This window comes from Pseudarthrobacter sp. NamB4, assembly GCF_005796185.1.
Classification (GTDB): domain Bacteria; phylum Actinomycetota; class Actinomycetes; order Actinomycetales; family Micrococcaceae; genus Arthrobacter.
This window is the reverse complement of the sequence record NZ_VAHM01000005.1, coordinates 99173-119825: the sequence shown is the minus strand read 5'-3', so window position 1 is coordinate 119825 and position 20653 is coordinate 99173. Positions and strand designations below refer to the sequence as shown.

General features: G+C 65.8%; 18 protein-coding genes and 1 pseudogene. 15 read left to right on the top strand and 4 right to left on the bottom strand.

Annotated features, from left to right (window positions below):
- Window positions 1-144 precede the first annotated feature (144 nt).
- Together FDW81_RS06405 and FDW81_RS06400 are read left to right on the top strand one after the other, a co-directional pair.
- Window positions 145-525 (top strand): DUF485 domain-containing protein, encoded by a 381-nt coding sequence (locus tag FDW81_RS06405; RefSeq protein WP_138133308.1) that lies wholly within the window; start codon window positions 145-147, stop codon window positions 523-525.
- Window positions 522-2138, top strand: a complete 1617-nt coding sequence (locus FDW81_RS06400; protein WP_138133307.1) for a cation acetate symporter — start codon at window positions 522-524, stop codon at window positions 2136-2138. Before FDW81_RS06405 ends, FDW81_RS06400 begins: the two co-directional genes overlap by 4 nt.
- A gap of 83 nt (window positions 2139-2221) precedes the next feature.
- Here the strand turns inward: FDW81_RS06400 and FDW81_RS06395 are convergent, their stop codons facing one another.
- Both FDW81_RS06395 and FDW81_RS06390 read right to left on the bottom strand, forming a co-directional pair.
- On the bottom strand, window positions 2222-2836 hold the full coding sequence (locus tag FDW81_RS06395; protein WP_138133306.1) for a hypothetical protein: 615 nt from the start codon (window positions 2834-2836) through the stop codon (window positions 2222-2224).
- Between the two features lie 166 nt (window positions 2837-3002).
- Window positions 3003-3329, bottom strand: a pseudogene (locus FDW81_RS06390) (Lrp/AsnC family transcriptional regulator); the annotation flags it as partial.
- A gap of 142 nt (window positions 3330-3471) precedes the next feature.
- On the opposite strand from FDW81_RS06390, the gene pdhA reads away from it, so the two are divergent.
- Genes pdhA through FDW81_RS06375 form a run of 3 tightly spaced genes read left to right on the top strand, consistent with a single transcriptional unit; the run spans window position 3472 to window position 7132 of the window.
- Window positions 3472-4641, top strand: a complete 1170-nt coding sequence (pdhA, locus tag FDW81_RS06385) for a pyruvate dehydrogenase (acetyl-transferring) E1 component subunit alpha (protein WP_138133305.1) — start codon at window positions 3472-3474, stop codon at window positions 4639-4641.
- Window positions 4641-5651: an alpha-ketoacid dehydrogenase subunit beta gene (locus tag FDW81_RS06380; protein ID WP_138133304.1), complete on the top strand. Its 1011-nt coding sequence runs from the start codon at window positions 4641-4643 to the stop codon at window positions 5649-5651. Before pdhA ends, FDW81_RS06380 begins: the two co-directional genes overlap by 1 nt.
- Before the next feature lie 8 nt (window positions 5652-5659).
- Entirely contained in the window at window positions 5660-7132 is a 1473-nt protein-coding gene (locus tag FDW81_RS06375; RefSeq protein ID WP_138133303.1) for a dihydrolipoamide acetyltransferase family protein, read from the top strand.
- Between the two features lie 71 nt (window positions 7133-7203).
- On the opposite strand, the gene FDW81_RS06370 is transcribed toward FDW81_RS06375, so the two are convergent.
- Window positions 7204-7860 carry a TetR/AcrR family transcriptional regulator gene (locus FDW81_RS06370; protein WP_305004148.1) on the bottom strand — a complete coding sequence of 219 codons (657 nt, stop codon included), beginning with the start codon at window positions 7858-7860 and terminating at the stop codon, window positions 7204-7206.
- A gap of 198 nt (window positions 7861-8058) precedes the next feature.
- Here FDW81_RS06370 and FDW81_RS06365 point away from each other — a divergent pair, with 198 nt between their 5' ends.
- Genes FDW81_RS06365 through FDW81_RS06335 form a run of 7 tightly spaced genes read left to right on the top strand, consistent with a single transcriptional unit; the run spans window position 8059 to window position 16220 of the window.
- On the top strand, window positions 8059-9666 hold the full coding sequence (locus FDW81_RS06365; protein WP_138133301.1) for a carboxyl transferase domain-containing protein: 1608 nt from the start codon (window positions 8059-8061) through the stop codon (window positions 9664-9666).
- Window positions 9667-9673: 7 nt separating this feature from the next.
- Window positions 9674-11962 carry a biotin carboxylase N-terminal domain-containing protein gene (locus FDW81_RS06360; RefSeq protein ID WP_138133300.1) on the top strand — a complete coding sequence of 763 codons (2289 nt, stop codon included), beginning with the start codon at window positions 9674-9676 and terminating at the stop codon, window positions 11960-11962.
- Window positions 11963-11964: 2 nt separating this feature from the next.
- Window positions 11965-13128, top strand: a complete 1164-nt coding sequence (locus FDW81_RS06355) for an acyl-CoA dehydrogenase family protein (protein ID WP_138133299.1) — start codon at window positions 11965-11967, stop codon at window positions 13126-13128.
- A gap of 35 nt (window positions 13129-13163) precedes the next feature.
- Window positions 13164-13994, top strand: a complete 831-nt coding sequence (locus tag FDW81_RS06350; protein WP_138133298.1) for a CoA transferase subunit A — start codon at window positions 13164-13166, stop codon at window positions 13992-13994.
- A gap of 2 nt (window positions 13995-13996) precedes the next feature.
- The gene (locus tag FDW81_RS06345) at window positions 13997-14773 is read left to right on the top strand and encodes a CoA transferase subunit B (protein ID WP_138133297.1); all 777 of its coding nucleotides are present in this window, start codon (window positions 13997-13999) and stop codon (window positions 14771-14773) included.
- Window positions 14770-15384: a MaoC family dehydratase gene (locus FDW81_RS06340; RefSeq protein WP_240720004.1), complete on the top strand. Its 615-nt coding sequence runs from the start codon at window positions 14770-14772 to the stop codon at window positions 15382-15384. The genes FDW81_RS06345 and FDW81_RS06340 overlap by 4 nt, the downstream gene beginning before the upstream one ends.
- Window positions 15381-16220 (top strand): CoA ester lyase, encoded by an 840-nt coding sequence (locus FDW81_RS06335; protein ID WP_138133296.1) that lies wholly within the window; start codon window positions 15381-15383, stop codon window positions 16218-16220. Before FDW81_RS06340 ends, FDW81_RS06335 begins: the two co-directional genes overlap by 4 nt.
- Window positions 16221-16270: 50 nt before the next feature.
- Here FDW81_RS06335 and FDW81_RS06330 read toward each other — a convergent pair whose 3' ends face one another.
- Entirely contained in the window at window positions 16271-17743 is a 1473-nt protein-coding gene (locus FDW81_RS06330) for a lipase maturation factor family protein (RefSeq protein WP_138133295.1), read from the bottom strand.
- A gap of 50 nt (window positions 17744-17793) precedes the next feature.
- On the opposite strand from FDW81_RS06330, the gene FDW81_RS06325 reads away from it, so the two are divergent.
- The 3 genes from FDW81_RS06325 to dxr all read left to right on the top strand — a co-directional run bounded on the left by FDW81_RS06325 (window position 17794) and on the right by dxr (window position 20642).
- The gene (locus FDW81_RS06325; RefSeq protein ID WP_138133294.1) at window positions 17794-18537 is read left to right on the top strand and encodes a TSUP family transporter; all 744 of its coding nucleotides are present in this window, start codon (window positions 17794-17796) and stop codon (window positions 18535-18537) included.
- A 59-nt stretch (window positions 18538-18596) separates the two neighbouring features.
- Complete coding sequence (locus FDW81_RS06320; protein ID WP_240720002.1) at window positions 18597-19388, top strand: FAD-binding oxidoreductase; 792 nt, start codon at window positions 18597-18599, stop codon at window positions 19386-19388.
- 69 nt (window positions 19389-19457) lie between these two features.
- Window positions 19458-20642 carry a 1-deoxy-D-xylulose-5-phosphate reductoisomerase gene (dxr, locus tag FDW81_RS06315; RefSeq protein WP_138133293.1) on the top strand — a complete coding sequence of 395 codons (1185 nt, stop codon included), beginning with the start codon at window positions 19458-19460 and terminating at the stop codon, window positions 20640-20642.
- The last annotated feature ends 11 nt before the right edge of the window (window positions 20643-20653 follow it).

The window sequence follows — 20653 nt, the reverse complement described above, 5'->3', positions numbered from 1 at the left end:
ATCGCGACCGTTGAGCGACGGCACTCAGCAAAAGACTGGAACGCAGGCCATGCACCCAGCACAGTGATTGAAGTCACATTGTATGGCGTCCCCTGTCCGGGTCCGCCGCCGGTGTGTCCAGGCAAGTCTCAACGAGGAGGAACGATGGGTAAGGATGCCCACACTCCGGACGCAGCGGCGTCCGTGGACTTTGAACAGGTCCAGTCGACCGGGCAGTTCCAGGAACTGCGCAAGCGTCACCGCAGCTTTGTCTTCCCCATGGCAGTCGCATTCCTGCTGTGGTATTTCGCCTACGTCCTGCTGGCCGACTATGCCGTGGGCTTCATGTCCACCAAGGTATGGGGCAACATCAACATCGGCCTGATCCTTGGCCTGCTCCAGTTCGTCTCGACGTTCGCCATCACGGGCTGGTACGTCCATTACTCCAACAAGCGCCTGGACCCCATTGCGGCGGAGATCCGCAACGAAATTGAGGGGCACGAATTTGATAAGCACGGCAACCGCGTGGGCGAGGTAAACAAATGATCGGAATTGCCACGGCGGTGGACGTAGCCGCCCTCAAGGAGACCACCCTGCTGAACATGGGCGTTTTCGCCCTGTTCGTGGCGGTGACCATGGTGATCGTTTTCCGTGCCAGCCGGAACAACAAGACCGCCGCCGACTACTACGCGGCCGGCCGCTCCTTCACCGGTTCCCAGAACGGAACCGCCATCGCCGGCGACTACCTCTCCGCCGCTTCGTTCCTGGGCATCACCGGTGCCATCGCCATCAACGGCTATGACGGCTTCATGTACTCCATCGGTTTCCTGGTGGCCTGGCTCGTGGCGCTGCTCCTGGTGGCTGAGCTCCTGCGAAACACCGGCAAGTTCACCATGGCCGACGTCCTCTCGTTCCGCCTGAAGCAGCGGCCCGTGCGCATCGCGGCCGCGATCTCCACGCTGGCTGTCTGCTTCTTCTACCTCCTGGCCCAGATGGCCGGCGCAGGAAGCCTTATCTCACTGCTGCTGGGCATCAGCGACTGGGGCGGACAGGCGCTGGTGATCATCGTCGTCGGCGCCCTGATGATCATGTACGTCCTGATCGGCGGCATGAAGGGCACCACCTGGGTGCAGATCATCAAGGCGGTGCTGCTCATCGCCGGTGCGGCGGTCATGACCCTCTGGGTGCTGGCGATCTACGGTTTCAACCTCTCCAGCCTGCTGGGTGCAGCGGTGGAAACGGCCAACAACCCCGCCGTGCTCAACCCGGGGCTGCAGTACGGAAAGACGGAGACCTCCAAGCTGGACTTCATGTCCCTGGGCCTCGCCCTGGTCCTGGGCACGGCCGCCCTGCCCCACGTCCTAATGCGCTTCTACACCGTCCCCACGGCCAAGGAAGCACGGAAGTCCGTGGTGTGGGCCATCTGGCTGATCGGCCTGTTCTACCTCTTCACACTGGTGCTCGGCTACGGCGCCGCCGCCCTCGTTGGTCCGGAGACCATCCGCACCGCACCCGGCGGCGTGAACGCGGCAGCTCCGTTGCTGGCCTTCCACCTGGGCGGGCCGCTGCTGCTGGGCTTCATCTCGGCCGTAGCCTTCGCCACCATCCTCGCCGTGGTGGCGGGGCTGACCATCACCGCAGCCGCCTCCTTCGCCCACGACATCTACGCCAGCGTCATCTCCAAGGGCAAGGCCGACGCCGACACTGAAGTGAAGGTTGCACGCCGCACCGTCGTGGTCATCGGTGTCCTGGCCATCCTGGGCGGGATCCTCGCCAACGGGCAGAACGTCGCGTTCCTCGTGGCGCTCGCGTTCGCGGTGGCGGCGTCCGCCAACCTGCCCACCATCGTCTACTCCCTGTTCTGGCGGAAGTTCACCACCCAGGGCGCCGTGTGGAGCATGTACGGCGGCCTGGGCGCAGCGATCATCCTGATCATCTTCTCGCCCGTGGTTTCCGGCGGCGCGACCTCCATGATCAAGGACGCCAACTTTGCCCTCTTCCCGCTCAGCAACCCGGGCATCGTCTCCATCCCGCTCGCGTTCTTCCTGGGCTGGCTGGGGACCACTTTGGACAAGAAGCGCGAAGACAGTGCCAAGCAGGCAGAGATGGAAGTCCGGTCACTCACCGGTGTTGGTGCCGAAAAGGCAGTCAACCACTGATCTGTCAGAAGCAACGGCAGTGAAAGAAGGAGCCTCCGCACCGGGAAACCTGTGCGGAGGCTCTTCCTTTGGGCGGGGTGCCGCTAGGCTGCCGGCCGCAGCTTGATGTTGGTCATCTTGAGGCCGTCGGTGCCCTCAAAGCGGTAGGCGAAGTCCACCTCTTTGCCGTCGCAGGCGATGAGGCCGGCAATATCTGCCGTCTTGGTGCCGTTTTCGGTGCTCACCTTGACGTCGTTGTAGGCCGGCTTGCAGCTGTCTTCCATCTCCAGGCTCCCGACGCCGGAAATGAACTCTTCCTTGGACAGCTGCTCCTGCAGGGCTGGGTCAAGGTAATCGTCATAGGCCTTGGAGCTCTCGCCGGCGATGACCAGCCTGCTGAATTCGTCCGCCAGGCCCCGGGCCTGGTTGGTGGCGCTGCCCACCACATTGATGAGGATGACGACGCCGAGGATCACCAGCAGCAGGACGCCGCCGACGCCGGCCAGGACGATCCAGAGCTTGCGCCTGTTCCTGACCGGCGGCTGCCCCGGAAGGCCAAACGGGCCGGACGCCGGATGCTGACTGAGAAACGGCTGCTGCGGGTTCCCTGCCGGTGGCTCGTGGGGGTTGGCGGCGGGTGCCTGCTGCGGGCAGGGCGGCAGCTGCTGCTGTCCCGGGCCGGCGTGGCCCGGCTGATACGGTTCCTGCAGACTGCTCAAGAGGGAGCCTTTCCGGAAAAGTGGTGCATGGGACGGCCTGGACACGGGGCGTCGACCTGGCCCCGCCGGATAACGGGCACCAGCCTATCGCCCGGGCCGCCGGCGTCCCTACTTCAGCCCTCCGGCCGGCGTCACACCTAACCGCCCCCCGCCGTCGTGCCCTCCCTCAGGGGCGGAAGGCTGCTGGCCGCCCGCGGTATTGCGCCAGGAGGGGCTGCACCCGGAAGGGGATCAGCTTCCCATGGCCAACGCGGTGTCGGTACGCTCCACGCCCCCGAAGGCCAGGATCTTCCCGTCAATCCGGAACAGGTCCTCGGCATCCAGGGCAACCACACGCAGCAGAAGGTCGGCAGAGCCGGTCAGGCCATAGCCCTCCAGGATTTCCGGGATGTCGGCCAGCTCCTTGGCCAGCTGGCTAAGCCGCTGCTGCTGGACGTGGACGGAAATGAAGGCCATGAGGGGGGTAGCCCAGCGCGGCCGGATTGATCCGCCGCGATCGCGCCGGTGGTTGTACCTCCTGAGTATTGTGAGTAGGGTCACAGTATCCGGGGCAACGGCGCCCGGGAGGCCGGCTGCTGACGTGACCACAAGTCGCGAAATTGCTGGTCAACGACGTGAGAAGGTTGCGGGCTATCGTGTCTACAGACAAAACGGGCCAGGGCGGAACAGCCGCCCCTGAGGACGCCGGGCACGCCCAGGAGCAACGGCGGGAGCTGGTCCAGCTGGTCACCCCTGCAGGGGACCGGGTCAGCCATCCGGAATTCGACTATTGGGTCAGGGACATCACTGACGAACAGCTGTGTTCCCTTTACGGGGACATGGCAGTGGTCCGGCGCATCGACGTCGAAGCCACAGCCCTGCAGAGGCAGGGCGAACTCGCGCTGTGGCCGCCGCTGCTGGGCCAGGAGGCCGCGCAGGTTGGTTCCGCGCGGGCATTGCGCCCGGACGACTTTGTCTTTTCCAGCTACCGCGAGAACGGGGTGGCCTACTGCCGGGGAGTGGACCTCACGGACATCGTTCGGGTATGGCGCGGCAATGCCTCCTCAGGCTGGGATCCGTACACCATCAACATGGCCACGCCACAAATTATCATTGGCGCCCAGACCCTGCATGCCACCGGCTACGCCATGGGCATCCAGAACGACGGCGCCGATTCCGTAGCCGTTACTTATTTCGGTGACGGCGCCACCAGCGAAGGCGACGTCAATGAGGCAATGGTGTTCGCCGCAAGCTTCCAGGTGCCGGTCGTCTTTTTCTGCACCAACAACCACTGGGCCATCTCCGAGCCGGTCCGGCTCCAGTCGCACATCCACCTGGCGGACAGGGCCGCAGGCTTTGGCATCCCCAGCCTGCGCGTGGACGGCAATGACGTTCTTGCAGTGATGGCGGCAACCCGGGTGGCGCTGGAGCGGGCGCGGCGCGGCGGGGGCCCCACCTTCATCGAGGCTGTGAGCTACCGGATGGGCCCGCACACCACGGCAGATGACCCCACCCGCTACCGTGATGCGAACGAGCTTGAAGACTGGGCTGCCAAGGACCCGATCAGCCGGGTGGCTGGACTACTGGAGCGGAAGGGCCTGCTGACGGAAGAGTTGCAGCAGCAGGTCAAGGACAAGGCCGACGCCGTGGCCCGCGAGATGCGGGCGGGCTGCACCACAATGCCGGACCCTGAGCCGCTGGACGTCTTCAAGCACGTCTACAGCACGCCCAATTCCTGGCTTGACCGGCAGCAGGACCACTATGCCCGTTATTTGGCCTCCTTCGGTGATCCCGCAGGGGCCGTTTCAGAAGAAGGTGCACGCTGATGAGCCAGATGACCTTTGCCCGTGCCATTAATGCGGGTCTCCGGAAGTCCTTGGAGAACGACCCCAAGGTAGTTCTCCTGGGTGAGGACATCGGAACCCTGGGCGGCGTGTTCCGGGTGACCGACGGGCTGCAAAAGGACTTTGGGAAGCACCGCGTGGTGGATACCCCCCTTGCCGAGTCCGCGATTGTGGGCACTGCCGTTGGCCTGGCCTACCGCGGCTACCGGCCCGTGGTGGAGATCCAGTTCGACGGGTTCATCTATCCCGCGTTCGACCAGATCGTGAGCCAGGTGGCCAAGCTGCACTACCGGACGCGCGGGGCAGTCAGGATGCCCATTACCATCAGGGTTCCATTCGGCGGCGGCATCGGTTCGCCTGAACACCACTCGGAATCACCTGAAGCCTACTTCACCCACACTGCCGGCCTCCGGGTGGTGACCGTCGCCAGCCCCCAGGACGCCTACACGGTCATCCAGCAGGCCATCTCCTGCGACGATCCGGTGGTCTACTTCGAGCCCAAGCGCCGCTACCACGACAAAGGCGAAGTGGATGAGGCCCTCGATCCGGGGATTGCCCTGCCCATGGACCGGGCGCGTGTCCTCACCCCGGGCACCGACGTCACTCTGGTGTCTTACGGCCCGTTGGTCAAAACGGCCCTCGACGCCGCTTCGGCGGCAGCCGACGAAGGGGTGTCCGTAGAGGTCATCGACCTGCGTTCGCTCGCACCGGTGGACTACGACACCGTTGTTTCCTCCGTGCGTAAGACCGGCCGTTTGGTTATTACCCATGAAGCGGGGCAGTCGGGCGGACTCGGCGCCGAAGTGGCAGCCAGCATCACCGAGCGGTGCTTCTACTATCTGGAAGCAGCACCTGTCCGGGTCACCGGGTTCGACATTCCCTACCCCTACTCAAAGCTGGAAATGCACCACCTCCCGGGCCTGGACCGGATCCTTGACGGCGTGGAGCGGGCCTTGGGCCGGCCGAACTCCCTCAGCGGGCTGGAAGGATGAGCGGGACCATGATCAAGGAATTCCGGCTTCCGGATCTGGGCGAGGGACTCACCGAATCGGAGATCCTCAGCTGGAAGGTGCGCGTGGGTGACACTGTCAGCCTGAACCAAGTCATCGCTGAAGTGGAGACTGCCAAGGCAGTGGTGGAGCTACCGTCCCCTTTTGCCGGGGTCATCAGGGAACTCCACGAACAGCCTGGCACCGTGGTTGAGGTGGGCAGGCCCATCGTCTCCTTTGAAGTGGCGGACGACGCCGGACGGCCACCCTCGGGGGCGGGCGGCACTTCCACCCGGGCTGAGGAGGCGGCGGGGGAGGAAGCAGCGGGGGAAGCTGCGGCAGGTCCCGCGGCTGGTCCAGCGGCTGGGACTCCGCAAAGGAAGCCGAACCTGGTGGGGTACGGCGCCGTCGTCGAAGGCACCGGCAAGCCGGTACGGCGGCCCAGGAACTTTCCGTCAGCCGGGCCTGCAAAAGGCGCTGCCCCGGCGCTCCGGCCTGCCGCAACCAATGGCTTCGTGGTTAAGCAATCAGAAACGGCACCGGTCGCATCCCGGCCGGCCGGTAGCCCGCATACGGAACCCGCCCCTGACCGCCCGCGGTCCACACCCCCGGTGCGGAAGCTGGCTAAGGACCTGGGAGTGGACCTGTCGGACGTGCCCGGGACCGGGCCGCAGGGGCTCATCACCCGTGAGGACGTCCAGCATTTCGTCGACCGTTTGTCCACCGGTGCTGCCGCGGGGCCGCAAGCAGCCGCGTCGGCCGAAACGACTGCCCGGCAGGGGGCGAGGGAAACCCGGACCCCCATCAAGGGTGTCCGGAAGCTCACGGCGTCGGCCATGGTGCAAAGCGCCTTCACAGCACCGCACGCCACGGAGTTTTTGACTGTGGACGTTACGCCAGCCATGGAGCTTCTGGCCAAGCTCCGCGACAGCCGGGAGTTCGCCGGCATAAAGCTGACGCCGCTGACGCTTGCAGCCAAGGCCTTGCTCATCGCCCTGAAGCGCAGTCCCGCCCTTAACTCCCGCTGGGACGGGGAAAACCAGGAGATCGTGACCTTCAACTACGTGAACCTGGGGATAGCAGCCGCAACGCCGCGGGGCCTCACGGTGCCGAACATCAAGGACGCAGACGGCATGTCCCTGGTCCAGCTGGCAGAAGCCCTGTCGGCGCTAGCGGAAACAGCCCGTACCGGCAAGACTGCGCCGGCCGACCTATCCGGCGGCACCATCTCCATCACCAATATCGGCGTCTTCGGTATCGATGCCGGCACCCCCATCCTGAATCCGGGGGAAGCCGGAATCCTCGCGCTGGGTGCGGTGCGGAAGATGCCGTGGGAATACCAGGGCAGGATAGCACTGCGCCAGGTGATGACCCTCAGCCTGTCCTTCGACCACCGGCTCGTGGACGGGGAACAGGGCTCGCGCTTCCTTGCCGACGTCGGTGCGGTCCTGGCCGACCCCGGCATGGTCCTCACCATGGTCTAGCGTCCGCGTTTTTGTCCACGTATGCAGGTTTCCGGACAGATTATCCCTGCATACCTGGACAAAACTTCGCTTCAGGGGGAGGGTTCTGGCGTGTCCACCAGCAGCGCCGCCAGGGCCATGCTTTCGAGCAGCGGCCGGGCAGTTCCGGTGGCTATCTTCCGGCCGTGGCTGCGCACCGAGTGCGGGGTGGAGTTGATCAGCCCGAACGTGGCGTGCGCCCGCATCCGGAGCTCCGAAGCGTCCGTGTCCGGCCGAAGCCTGGCAAGCACCTGCACCCAGACCTCCACGTAACTGCGCTGTAAAGCCCGTACCGCCGACTGGTCGTGTTCCGAAAGGCTGCTGAAATCCCGGTCCTGGACCCGGATGACATCCGGCTTGCCCAAGGCGAAGTCCACCTGGAATTCCACCAGGCGCCGCAGGGCCGTCAACGGATCGTCATTCCCGGCCACCACCTGGCGTCCCCCGTCCAGCAGTTCCTGGCTGACGGTCACCAGCAGGTCCGCGAGCACGGCCTGCTTGCCAGGGAAATGCCGGTAGACAGCCGGGCCGCTGACTCCGGCGGCGGCGCCCAGGTCCTCAAGGGAGACGCGGTTGAAGCCGTGCACCGCAAAAAGCGAAGCGGCAGCAGCCAGCAGGGCCTGGCGGCGGTTCTCCTTCGCCCTGCTGCGCTGAGTTGGATTACCAGACAGTGTTGAACTGCCAGCCAGTGTTGAGTTACCAGCCGATATTGGATTACCAGCCGGTGTTGAATTACCGGCAGGCGCTGCGTCGGTGCTTGGCACAATTCCTCCTCGGACCCGGGAAGTCTAGCAAGGGACTTGCTGTGTTGGACATCACAGTTAATCGGGACTAACCTGAATTTCAGTTATTCAGCGCTAACCGAGTCGGCTCCCGCCGGCCAGGTTGAACAGGAACAGGACGCGTCAATGGAGACCCTTGTCAGCCGGATCGACCCCGCCGGCAGGGCTTTCGCGGCCAACCGCGAAGCACAGCTGCTGCTGACGGAGGAACTGCGGAAAAGGCTGGCGGATGCTGCCCTGGGCGGTCCTGAAAAATCGAGGCAGCGGCATGTGGCGCGGGGAAAGCTCCTGCCCCGCGAGCGCGTCGACCAGTTGCTCGACGACGGCAGCCCGTTTCTGGAAATTGCCCCGCTGGCCGCCAACGGGATGTACAACAACGAGGCCCCCGGCGCCGGCGTCATTGCCGGTATCGGCCTGGTCCACGGCCGCCACGTGCTGGTGATCTCCAACGACGCCACGGTTAAGGGCGGAACCTACTATCCCCTGACGGTGAAGAAGCACCTGCGGGCCCAGGAGATCGCCCTCGAAAACCGGCTCCCCTGCATTTACCTGGTGGACTCGGGCGGCGCATTCCTGCCCAAACAGGACGAGGTCTTTCCGGACCGGGACCACTTCGGTCGGATCTTCTACAACCAGGCCCGGCTCTCCGCGGCCAAGATTCCACAGATCGCCTCGGTGATGGGCTCCTGCACTGCTGGCGGCGCCTACGTCCCTGCCATGAGCGATGAAACCGTCATCGTCCGCAACCAGGGCACCATCTTCCTGGGCGGGCCGCCGCTGGTGAAAGCCGCGATCGGCGAGATCGTGACTCCCGAGGAGCTCGGCGGCGGCGAGGTGCATTCGAGGATCTCCGGCGTCACCGACCACCTCGCTGAAAATGACGACCACGCACTCCAGATCATCCGGGACATTGTGGCCACGCTGCCGCCGCCGGCACCGCCCGCCTGGGAGGTGCAGCCCGCCGTCGAACCTTCCGCCGATCCTGCCGAGCTGTATGGGGCCGTGCCCACAGACGTGAACGCCCCCTACGACGTGCATGAAGTGATCGCCCGGCTGGTGGACGGCAGCCGCTTCCACGAATTCAAGAAGGAGTACGGCACCACTTTGGTGACCGGCTTCGCGACGCTGCACGGGCACCCAGTTGGCATCGTGGCCAACAACGGCGTCCTGTTCAGCGAGTCCTCCCTCAAAGGCGCGCACTTCATCGAGCTGTGCGACCAGCGCGGGATCCCGCTGGTCTTCCTGCAGAACATCTCCGGGTTCATGGTGGGCAGGGACTCGGAGCAGGGCGGCATCGCCAAGAACGGGGCCAAGATGGTAACCGCCGTGGCCACCGCCCGGGTGCCCAAGCTGACAGTAGTGATCGGCGGGTCCTTCGGCGCGGGCAACTACTCCATGTGCGGGCGCGCCTACTCGCCGCGGTTCCTCTGGATGTGGCCCGCAGCCCGGATCTCGGTGATGGGCGGCAACCAGGCCTCCAGCGTCCTGGCCACGGTAAAACGGGAACAGTATGAAGCTGCCGGCCAGGAATGGTCCGCCGAGGACGAGGAAGCGTTCAAGGCGCCCATCCGCCGGCAGTATGAGGACCAGGGCAGCCCCTACTACTCCACCGCAAGGTTGTGGGATGACGGCGTTATTGATCCCGCGGACACCCGCACTGTCCTCGGCCTCGCGCTGGACGTCGTGTCCCGCACCGCGCTGCCGGAGACCTCCTTCGGCCTTTTCAGGATGTGAGCCGGCGATGACCACACCTTCCTTGACCAGCACGACGGGCACCGGCACGGCCCCTGCAGGCCCTGCCGCCACCGGCACCTGCACTGACACGTCCACCGGCGCTGCGTCACTGTTCAGCACCGTCCTGGTGGCCAACCGCGGTGAGATCGCCTGCCGCGTCATCCGTACCCTCCGCTCACTGGGCATCAGGTCGGTGGCCGTTTACAGCGATGCCGACGCCGACGCCCGGCACGTGCGGGAAGCAGACGTAGCTGTCAGGATCGGCCCGGCTGCCGCAACGGAAAGCTACCTGAAAATCCAGGCCATCGTGGAGGCCTGCCGCAGCACCGGGGCGGAGGCGGTGCACCCGGGCTACGGCTTCCTCAGCGAAAATGCGGAATTCGCCCGGGCCCTGCAGGAAGCCGGGATTGTGTTCATCGGCCCCGGAGTCGAGGCACTGAATGTGATGGGCGACAAGATCCGGTCCAAGAACCACGTGGTGAAATACGGGGTACCCGTGGTGCCCGGTGTTGCCGAGCCCGGCATGGCGGATGAGCAGTTGGCCCAGGCCGCAGTGGAGGTGGGATTTCCGCTGCTGATCAAACCGTCCGCCGGTGGCGGCGGTAAGGGCATGCACGTGGTGGAGCGCCCTGAGGATCTCCAGGCGGCGCTGGAAACGGCGCGTCGGGTGGCGGCGGGCGCGTTTGGCGACGACACCCTGTTCCTGGAGCGTCTCGTCTCCACGCCGCGGCACATCGAGGTGCAGGTCCTTGCGGACAACCACGGCAACGTCATCCACCTGGGGGAGCGCGAGTGCTCCCTGCAACGGCGGCACCAAAAAGTCATTGAGGAGGCACCCTCGCCCCTGCTGGAAGGACTTCCGGACGGCGATGCCATCCGTGCCCGCATTGGCGAAGCCGCCTGCAATGCAGCCCGCAGCGTGAACTACAGCGGCGCGGGAACCGTGGAGTTCCTGGTTTCCGATGACGCTCCGGACCAGTTCTACTTTATGGAGATGAACACCCGGCTGCAGGTGGAGCATCCCCTTACCGAAATGGTCACCGGCGTCGACCTTGTCGAATGGCAGGTTCGGATCGCCGCCGGCGAGGAACTAACGGTGCAGCAGGCCGACGTCGGACTTAACGGCCACGCCGTAGAAGCGCGCGTGTACGCGGAAGTCCCCGAAAAGAACTTCCTGCCGTCCGCCGGAACGGTGCTCCTGCTGGACGAACTGCCGGGCCTACGGCAGCGCTCCGGTGCCCCCGCAGGAAACGAAACAAGGGCACTGGGGGGCCGGGTCCGGGTGGACTCATCGCTGCTCGAGGGCTGGGCCATTTCCACCAGCTACGATCCGATGATCTCAAAGGTCATCGCATGGGGTGCCAACCGCGCGGAGGCACTCTCGATCCTTGACCGGGCGCTGGCCGGCTACACCACGCTGGGCGTTGACACCAACGTGGAGTACCTGCGCCTGCTGATCAATGATTCCGATGTCCTTGCCGGGCATCTTGACACCGGCCTCATCGAGCGGAAACTGCCGGGCCTGGCCTTCCGGGAGATGGACGACTTCGAGCTGTTGGCCGCCGCCCTCTACGCCTGTGCCATGGAGGAACAGAACCGGCCTGCCGCAGGGGCCGGACCATGGCACCGCCGGGATGGCTGGCGGCTGGGGGTCCCCGCACCCCGCCGGGTCAGCGTGGGAACATCCGACGGCGGAGTGGCAACCGTGGCTGTGGGCGGAAGTCCGGGCGCGGGAGAGACCGTCCTGGTGAGCGTCAACGATGGGCCGCAGCGCTGGGCTGCCCTGCAGATGTCCAGCAGCCACAGCCTTGAACTTCACGTTGACGGCAGGAGCCAAACCTACCAGCTGGCACCGGTCTTCACCGGACCGGTCACTCCAGGCTGGGACAACCCCGTGCCAGGGGCACCCTCCCGGCTGTTCCTCGGAAACGGCGGCTGGTCCTGCCGGCTGGAGATACTCACCCGCGAGGCACGGCTGGAACGGGTCCTCGCGGCCCTCCAGCGGGAGGAGGGCACAGCCGATCCTGCCGTGCGGTCACCCATGCCCGGAACCGTCGTGTCGGTGCCGGTCAGCGACGGCGACACCGTGGCGGTCGGCCAGCTCCTCGTGTCGGTTGAGGCCATGAAGATGGAGCACCAGTTGCTGGCTCCGCTGGAGGGGACAGTTCACCTGGGCGTCAGGCCCGGGGACCTGGTCAAGGCAGACCAGGTGCTGGCCACCATCCATCCCGCCGCGGCCACCCCCGGCACCGCGGACTCCGCAGAAGCACACCCACACAATGGCGAAGGAGCCTAGACATGGCAGGTTTTGAACTCAGCGAGGAATACCAGGACCTCAGCGACACTGTCCGGGACTTCGCGGACACTGTGGTGGCGCCGGTCTCGGCCAAGCACGACGAGGAGCACAGCTTCCCGTACGAGGTTGTCAAGCAAATGGGGGAGATGGGGCTCTTCGGCCTGCCCTTCCCGGAGGAGTTCGGCGGGATGGGCGGGGACTACTTCGCCCTGGCCCTGGCACTGGAGCAGCTGGGCCGGGTGGACCAGTCGGTTGCCATCACCCTTGAAGCGGGGGTCTCCCTGGGCGCCATGCCGGTCTACCGCTTCGGAACTGAAGGGCAAAAGCAGGAGTGGCTGCCCATGCTGGCGTCCGGCCAGGCGCTCGCCGGCTTCGGGCTGACTGAACCTGAGGCAGGATCGGACGCGGGCGGAACCAAGACCACGGCGCGGCGGGACGGCGGGGACTGGGTGATCAGCGGGAACAAGGAGTTCATTACCAACTCCGGAACGGACATCACCCGGCTGGTCACCGTCACGGCAGTCACCGGCCAGAAGGAACGCGCGGACGGAACCCTGCAGAAGGAAATTTCCACCATCCTGGTGCCCACCGACACGCCCGGCTTCAGGGCGGAAAAACCGTACAACAAGGTGGGCTGGAACGCGTCGGACACGCACCCGCTGACGCTCAAGGACGTCCGCGTCCCGGAAGCGAACCTGCTGGGGGTGGAGGGCCGCGGCTACGCAAACTTCCTCTCCATCCTGGATGAGGGGCGGATCGCCATTGCAGCACTGGCCACTGGAGCAGCCCAGGGCTGCGTGGATCTCTCGGTCAGGTATGCCAGGGAGCGCAGCGCCTTTGGCCACCGGATCGGCAAGTACCAGGCCATCTCGTTCAAGATCGCGCGGATGGAGGCCCGGGCCCACACTGCCCGCCTTGCCTACTACGATGCGGCGTTCCGCATGCTTGCCGGCAAGCCGTTCAAGACCCAGGCAGCCATCGCTAAGATGGTCGCAGGCGAGGCGGCCATGGACAACGCGCGGGATGCCACCCAGGTATTCGGCGGCTATGGCTTCATCAACGAGTTCACCGTGGCACGCCACTACCGCGACTCCAAGATCCTTGAAGTGGGGGAGGGCACCACGGAGGTCCAGCTGATGCTGATCGCCCGCGAACTGGGTCTGTAGTAAACAGGACTGCAGCCGGCCTGAGAGGATCACTGATGATTGACAAGGTTGTTGCCAGCGCTGAGGAAGCCGTAGCGGACATACCGGACGGAGCCTCCCTGGCCGTGGGCGGGTTCGGTCTCTGTGGAATTCCGGTGACCCTCATTGACGCGCTGCACAAGGCAGGAACGTCGGAGCTGGAAACGGTCAGCAACAACTGCGGCGTGGACGACTGGGGCCTGGGCATCCTGCTCCGCGACGGCCGGATCCGCCGGACCATCAGCTCCTACGTGGGCGAAAACAAGGAATTCGCCCGGCAGTACCTCGCCGGCGAACTCGAGGTGGTGCTCACCCCTCAGGGCACCCTGGCAGAGAAGCTGCGCGCCGGCGGCGCCGGCGTCCCCGCGTTCTACACCAAGGCGGGGGTTGGCACGCAGGTATCCGACGGCGGCCTGCCGCAGAAGTACGACGCCAACGGCGCCATCGCCATTGCCTCTGTTCCGAAGGAAGTGCGTTCCTTCGGCGGCGTGGACTATGTGCTCGAGGAGTCCCTGACGCCGGATTTCGGCCTGGTCCATGCATGGAAGGGAGACCGGCACGGCAACCTGGTTTTCCATGCCACCGCCATGAACTTCAACCCGCTCTGTGCCATGGCGGGCCGGATCACCATCGCCGAGGTGGAGGAACTGGTGGAGCCGGGGGAGCTGGACCCGGAGCACATCCATACGCCGGGCATTTTCGTCCAGCGGGTGGTGCTGGCTGCCAACGCGGAGAAGCGGATTGAAAAGCGGACTGTTGCCCTTGCGGCCGGTGCGCCGCCCACCGCTGCGGGAACCGGCGCAGAAGCCTCAACAGGACCAGGCAGCAACCAGCAGGCAGGAGCATGAGCATGGACCCGAACAGCCCTGAAGCCCCCCGCCCCGAAGCCGTCCGGCCCGAGTACCGGCGCACAGCCGGCCAGCAGCACGCAGGCTCCGGTGATTCAACCGACCCCGCCGCCGTCAGGGGCTGGACGCGCAACGAGCTGGCGGCCAGGGTGGCAAAGGAGCTCAGCAACGGCCAGTACGTCAACCTCGGCATCGGCATGCCCACGCTGATCCCCAACTACATCCCCGCCGGTGTGGAAGTGGTGCTGCACTCGGAAAACGGAATCCTTGGCGTCGGACCTTACCCGGCGGAGGACGCCGTCGATCCCGACCTGATCAACGCCGGCAAGGAGACCGTCACGGTCAACAAGGGGGCGGCGTTCTTCGACTCGGCTGCCTCCTTCGGCATGATCCGCGGCGGCCACGTGGACGTCGCCGTCCTGGGTGCCATGGAGGTGGCAGCCAACGGCGACCTTGCCAACTGGATGATCCCGGGCAAGATGGTCAAGGGCATGGGCGGTGCCATGGACCTGGTGTTCGGAGCCAAGAAGGTGATCGTGATGATGGAGCACGTGGACCGCAACGGCAACCCGAAGATCGTCCAGCAGTGTTCCCTGCCGCTGACCGGGAAGGGCTGCGTGGACCGGATCATTACCGACCTCGCCGTCATCGACGTTGTTGCTGATGAGACAGGGTCCAGGCTGGTGCTGCGGGAGCTGGCGCCCAACGTCTCACTTGAAGAAGTGGCGGCCGCCACCGGGGCGGAGCTGTTCGAGGAAGACCGGGAACTCACCGTATGACCGATGCGGGCATCAAGGACGACGGCGGGGCACGAGTTATCGAGCAGCGCGGGCTGTACTTCGAGGAGCTGGAGGAGGGTGTCACCTACGCCCACCGTCCCGGCCGCACCGTCACCGAGGCGGACAACGTCCTGTTCACCACGCTCACCATGAATACGCAGGCGCTGCACCTGGATGCTGCCTGGAGCGCAGGCCAGCCCTTCGGCCAACGGCTCGTGAATTCCATGTTCACCCTGGCGACAATGGTGGGCCAGTCCGTGTCCCAGCTGACGCAGGGCACCATCATCGCCCAGCTGGGCCTCACAGACGTCTCTTTCCCGCATCCGCTCTATCACGGCGATACCCTTTACACGGAGACGGTAATCAGCGGAAAACGGCTCTCGGGCTCCCGGCCCGGGCAGGGAATCGTCACCATGGCACACACGGGCCGCAACCAGGACGGCACGGTAGTGGCACTCGCCACTCGGAGCTGCCTGATGTGGACGCGCGAGGCGCATTCGAGGCAACGTGATGGTGGACAACGTGGCCACGGCCAGTCCGACGGAAAACAACCTGACGGCGGACAATTCAACGGCGGACAGGGGAGCGGACAGGAGACAATGCCGGTATGACTTTTGTGATGGGGCCTGCCCTGCTGTTTTGCCCTGCCGACCGGCCGGAGCGCTACCAGAAAGCCGCCACCCGGACGGACGCCGTCATCCTGGACCTTGAGGATGCGGTGGCGCCCGGGGACAAGCAGCGTGCCCGCGGTGCCATCCTCGCCCAGGTGGGGGCCACCGGCGACGTGCCGGAGCTGGAACCAACGCGCACCATCGTCAGGATCAATCCGGCAGGGACCGAGGAGTTTGAGAAGGACCTGCACTGCCTGGCGCACACCCCGTACCGGACAGTCATGCTGGCGAAGGCGGAGACCGCCGAGCAACTGGAAGCCCTGGAGGGCTACCACGTGGTGGCCCTGTGCGAAACGGCGCTGGGAGTGCTCAACGCGCCCGCGATCGCTGCAGCCCCCAACGTGGTCGCACTGATGTGGGGCGCAGAGGATCTGCTGGCAACGCTCGGCGGAACGTCCAGCAGGAAGGATGGCGGCGGCTACCGCGACGTGGCACTTCATGCCCGCTCCTCTGTGCTGCTGGCCGCCCGCGCCTTCGGCAAGGAGGCGATCGACGCCGTCTACGTGAACATCCCCGACCTTGCCGGCCTGGCCGCCGAAGCTGCAGATGCCGTGGCTTCAGGGTTCAGCTCCAAAGCCTGCATCCACCCAAGCCAGGCAGCCGTGGTGCGGGGCGCTTATGCACCGTCGGAGGCAGAGGTCGCCGCCGCTGCCGCGCTGCTGCGCGCGGCATCTGCTGCCGGTTCAGGTGTCTTCCAGTACAACGGGAAAATGATCGACGGGCCCATCCTCAAACACGCAGAGGCCGTTATCCGCCGGGCAGGGGAGCACGTCTAGCTTCTGCTGGCGGCAGGCCTTGTTGATGAACTGCAGCCCTTGTTGATGAACTAATAACCCCGGCGGCCCGGGGACCGCCGAAGGGAGAGCGGCGGGATGGGCTCGTACAGCAGCGTCCGCACCCACCGGTCCCCGGTCTCCCGGAACTCCTTCCGGCTGGCGAACCGGTAGCGGTAGCTGCGGACGCGCACCCAACGCGGCGGGACGCCGTCGAACGGGTCTTGGCGGAGGAGCCGCAGCGTTGGGCGGTCTGCCTCCAGAAGCTTGCCGAGGAAAGCATAAAACCACTCCTCGTGGACGGTCCTGAGCGGCAGGAACCACATCAGCCAGTCCAGCCGGAGATGGTAGGGCGCCCATTGGCGGGGGATCCTGCGGACGTCGCCCGGCTTGCCCTTGAAGCCATACTCCCGCCACTCGGAGGATTCGTCCGGGTCGTCGTCGAGGGTCCCTTCCACCACGATCTCAATCCGCTGCTTGGTGACCGTGCCGAACGCGCCGTAGGTATTGACCAGCTGCCAGCGGTTGAAGCTTGCATTCATGAGCTGGCGGCTGGAGAAGAGGTTGCGCAGGGGCCAATAGCTCAGGACCAGCAGCAGCAAGGTGGCCGCCAGCGTTATGCCAACCCACCACAGCGGGGTCTCCCGGTCGGCGCCGGCCCCTCCGTGCCAGTCCAGGGGGATCGCGGGCAGCACGGCATGGGCCACCGGATCGCTGACCGCGGCGAACGCGAGGACGATGGCGATCCAGTTCAGCCAGGCAAAGTTCCCGGAGGCAACCAGCCACAGCTGCGTGACGATGACGATGCCTGCCGCGATGCTGGCAACCGGCTGGGGCGCGAACAGGAAGAAGGGCACCACCAGCTGGGCGAAGTGGTTTCCGAGCACCTCAACCTTGTGCAGCGGCTTCGGCAGGAGGTGCGCCTGCCGGCTCAGCGGCCCTGGCATCGGCTGGGTTTCATGGTGGTAGTACAGGGCGGTGAGGTCGCGCCATTCCCGCCCGCCGCGGATCTTGATCATCCCCGCGCCGAATTCGAGCCGGAACACCAGCCACACGATCAGGATCAGGATGGTCCGCGGCGGATCAGTCTGGTCCGAGCCCAGGAAAGCGACCGTGAATCCGGCTTCGAGGAGGAGCATCTCCCACCCGAAACCGTAGAACGTCTGGCCCACGTTCACGATGGACATGTACAGCAGCCACAAAACCAGGAAGGCAATGAGCGGAACCCACGGCGGTCCCTGCTGCGGAATGCCGGCCACCAGCAGCGCCGATACCAGGAGCCCCACGGTGCAAACCCACCGCAGGAGCCGGTCCGAGTACCGCCAGCGGAACAGCGTGGGGCGGCGCAGGCGGCTGAACCCCGAAAGGTACTCGGGCACCGGAAGCAGGCCCCGTTCACCCAGCAGCGCCGGGAACTGGTTCAGCGAGGACAGGAACGCAACAAAGAACAGTGCTGCCACCCCCCGCTGCAGCACCTGCCGGGCGAATTCGTATTCCGGCGCATCAAACCAGGAGAGCCACTCCACGCAATCCACGTTACGCTCGCGGTCAGCGCGCTTGCCACTAGGATCGAGGGATGTTTGTACTGGTGCTCGCGGCCGTTGTTGCAGGCGCGCTGGCCCAGCGGATTGCAGGACTCGGCTTCGGACTGCTCGTCTCGCCGGTGCTGGTGGTGCTCCTTGGGCCGTTTGACGGCGTGATGATCATAAACCTCTGCGGCGCCTCGTCATCCCTCCTCATCCTTTCCAGAGTCTGGCGGCACGTGGCCTGGAAGAAGTATTTCGGCCTGGCCCTGGCCGCCCTTGCCGGCGTACTGCCGGGCGCCTGGCTGGCCAGCAACGTGCCGGAAGCACCGCTGGAGATCTGCATCGGACTCCTGCTGATCATCGCGCTGCTCGCCTCCCAGCGGCTGACCCGCAGTACCTGGCGGGCCAGCGGACCGGTTCCCATGGCCTCCCTGGGCTTTTCAAGCGGCCTCATGAACGCTGCCGCGGGTGTTGGCGGCCCAGCCATTACGGCTTACGCCATAGCGTCGCGCTGGGACCAGAAAAGCTTCAGTGCAACCCTCCAGCCTTACTTCATCACCACCGGCTTCACCTCGCTGATCAGCAAATATATGCTGTCCGGCGGACACGTTCCGGGGTTGGAGAGCTGGCAATGGCTTGCCATCCTCGCGGCGATGATCGCAGGGATCGTGGCCGGCGACCTGCTGTCCGGGCGGGTTCAACCGGCGGCTGCGCGCCGCATCGTCACCGTCATCGCCTACCTCGGAGCCGTCGCCACCCTGGGCAAGGGCCTGCTGGAGCTGGCCGCAGCCTGAGAGCCGTACCGCACACCAGCGGTTCCCCGCTGCGCCCACAAACATGTTTTGCTGGACCTATGACACCTGTTGCGGTGTCGGAGATGCTTGCCCCGGCCCAACTCGCCGCCAGGTTGCCCATCCTCGCGGACTTCCGGGGCAAAGCCATGGTCGATGCAGACGGCGGTGCCATCCGCACCCGCGCCGCCTTCAGCGCGCTGGCCGGGAAACTGAAAGACGCGCTGGTGGCGGACCACGTGCTGGCCGTCCGGCACACTGCCGCCGGAGATGTGGAGGTGCGAACCGGAACCCGCGTCGACCGGTTCGACCACGTGGTCCTCTGTGCGGGGCGCGGCACGGCAGGGCTGGCACGTGGTGCGGGGCTGGACATCCCGGTCGGGCTTGCCGCCCACGCCCGCGTGACGTTCCGCGTGCGCGCTGACGTGAACGCTCCGCTGCCGACGTTCCAGGACGCCAGCGGGGTTTTCGGGGAGACAGGTGTTTATGCCGCACCCTCAGCAGACAACCGGCGCTACGCGGTGGGCCTGAGCGAAACAACCGAAGTGCACCAGGACGGGAGCGTGGTCGACCCCACCTCCCTCGAGTCGCTTTGTGCCCGTGCCTCCGCGTATGTCCGGCAGGCGCTGCCTGGCCTGGATCCTGAACCGGTTGACTACGTTCACTGCTGGGTGACCCGGCTGCCCTGGGGAGACGACGGCGTGGGTATCTGGTCTGCGGGGAAGATTAGCGCCGTCGCCGGCCACAACCTCTTCAAGCAGGCGCCGGCACTGGGGGAGGCGCTGGCAGAAACGGCTCTGTCCGGCGTCGTTCCTGCTGTCCTGCGGCCGGAATCGCGGCTCGGGCAATCCTGAGCAGGCTGCTCGCTGTCCCCCCGTGCTTCGCGGCATTTTCCGGCCTGTACCGTGCGGGATACTTAAGCAATGCAGCCACGCAGAATCGTCCTCCTCGGATCCACCGGTTCCATCGGCACCCAGGCGATTGACGTCGTCGACGGCGCCCCGCACCTTTTCGAAGTGGTGGCACTCAGCGCCGGAGGAGGCGACCTCGAGCTACTGGCCCGCCAAGCTGTTCACACCGGGGCCGCTGTGGTCGGCATTGCAGGCGGTGACACCGGGAAGCTGTCAACGCTGATTGGCGAGGCAGCCGCTGCAGCAGGGAAGGACGCATACCGGCCTGACATCATCGCCGGACCGGACGCCGCCACGAGGATCGCCGGGATTGAAGCTGACGTGGTGCTCAACGGAATCACCGGTTCCATCGGCCTTGCCCCCACCCTGGCCGCGCTGAAGTCCGGCGCCACCCTGGCACTGGCCAACAAGGAATCCCTCATCGTGGGCGGATCCCTGGTGAAGGCCGCAGCGCGGGAAGGCCAGATCGTGCCCGTCGATTCCGAGCACTCCGCCATCGCCCAATGCCTGCGTTCAGGGTCGGCGGCGGAAGTGGAAAAACTGATCCTCACCGCCTCAGGTGGTCCCTTCCGAGGCAGGAGCAAGGACGAACTGCATGGGGTGAGTCCGCAGGAAGCCCTGGCCCATCCCACCTGGGACATGGGTGTGATGGTCACCACCAATTCGGCCACGCTGGTCAACAAGGGGCTGGAGGTCATCGAGGCGCACCTGCTGTTCGACGTGCCGCTGGACCGGATCGACGTCGTTGTCCATCCGCAGTCAGTGGTGCACTCCATGGTGCAGTTCATCGACGGGTCCATCATTGCCCAGGCCTCCCCGCCGGACATGCGCCTCCCCATCGCCCTGGGGCTCGGCTGGCCAGACCGGGTGGCCAAGGCTGCCGCCCCCTGCGACTGGACGCGGGCAGCCACGTGGACGTTTGAGCCGCTGGATACCCAGGCCTTTCCCGCCGTCGGGCTTGCCAAGGACGCCGCACGGCAAGGCAGCACGTTCCCCGCCGTTTTCAATGCGGCCAACGAGGAAGCGGTGACCGCCTTCCATGCCGGGCGCATCCGGTTCACCGACATCGTGGACACCATCGGGGACGTCCTCAGCGAACACTCAGGGTCCTCCGGGCTGACGGTGGAGTCGGTGCTGGATGCTGAAGGCTGGGCACGTGCCCGCACCCACGAACGTTTAGCAGTCAGCAGTCTCTAGGAAGCAGCAGC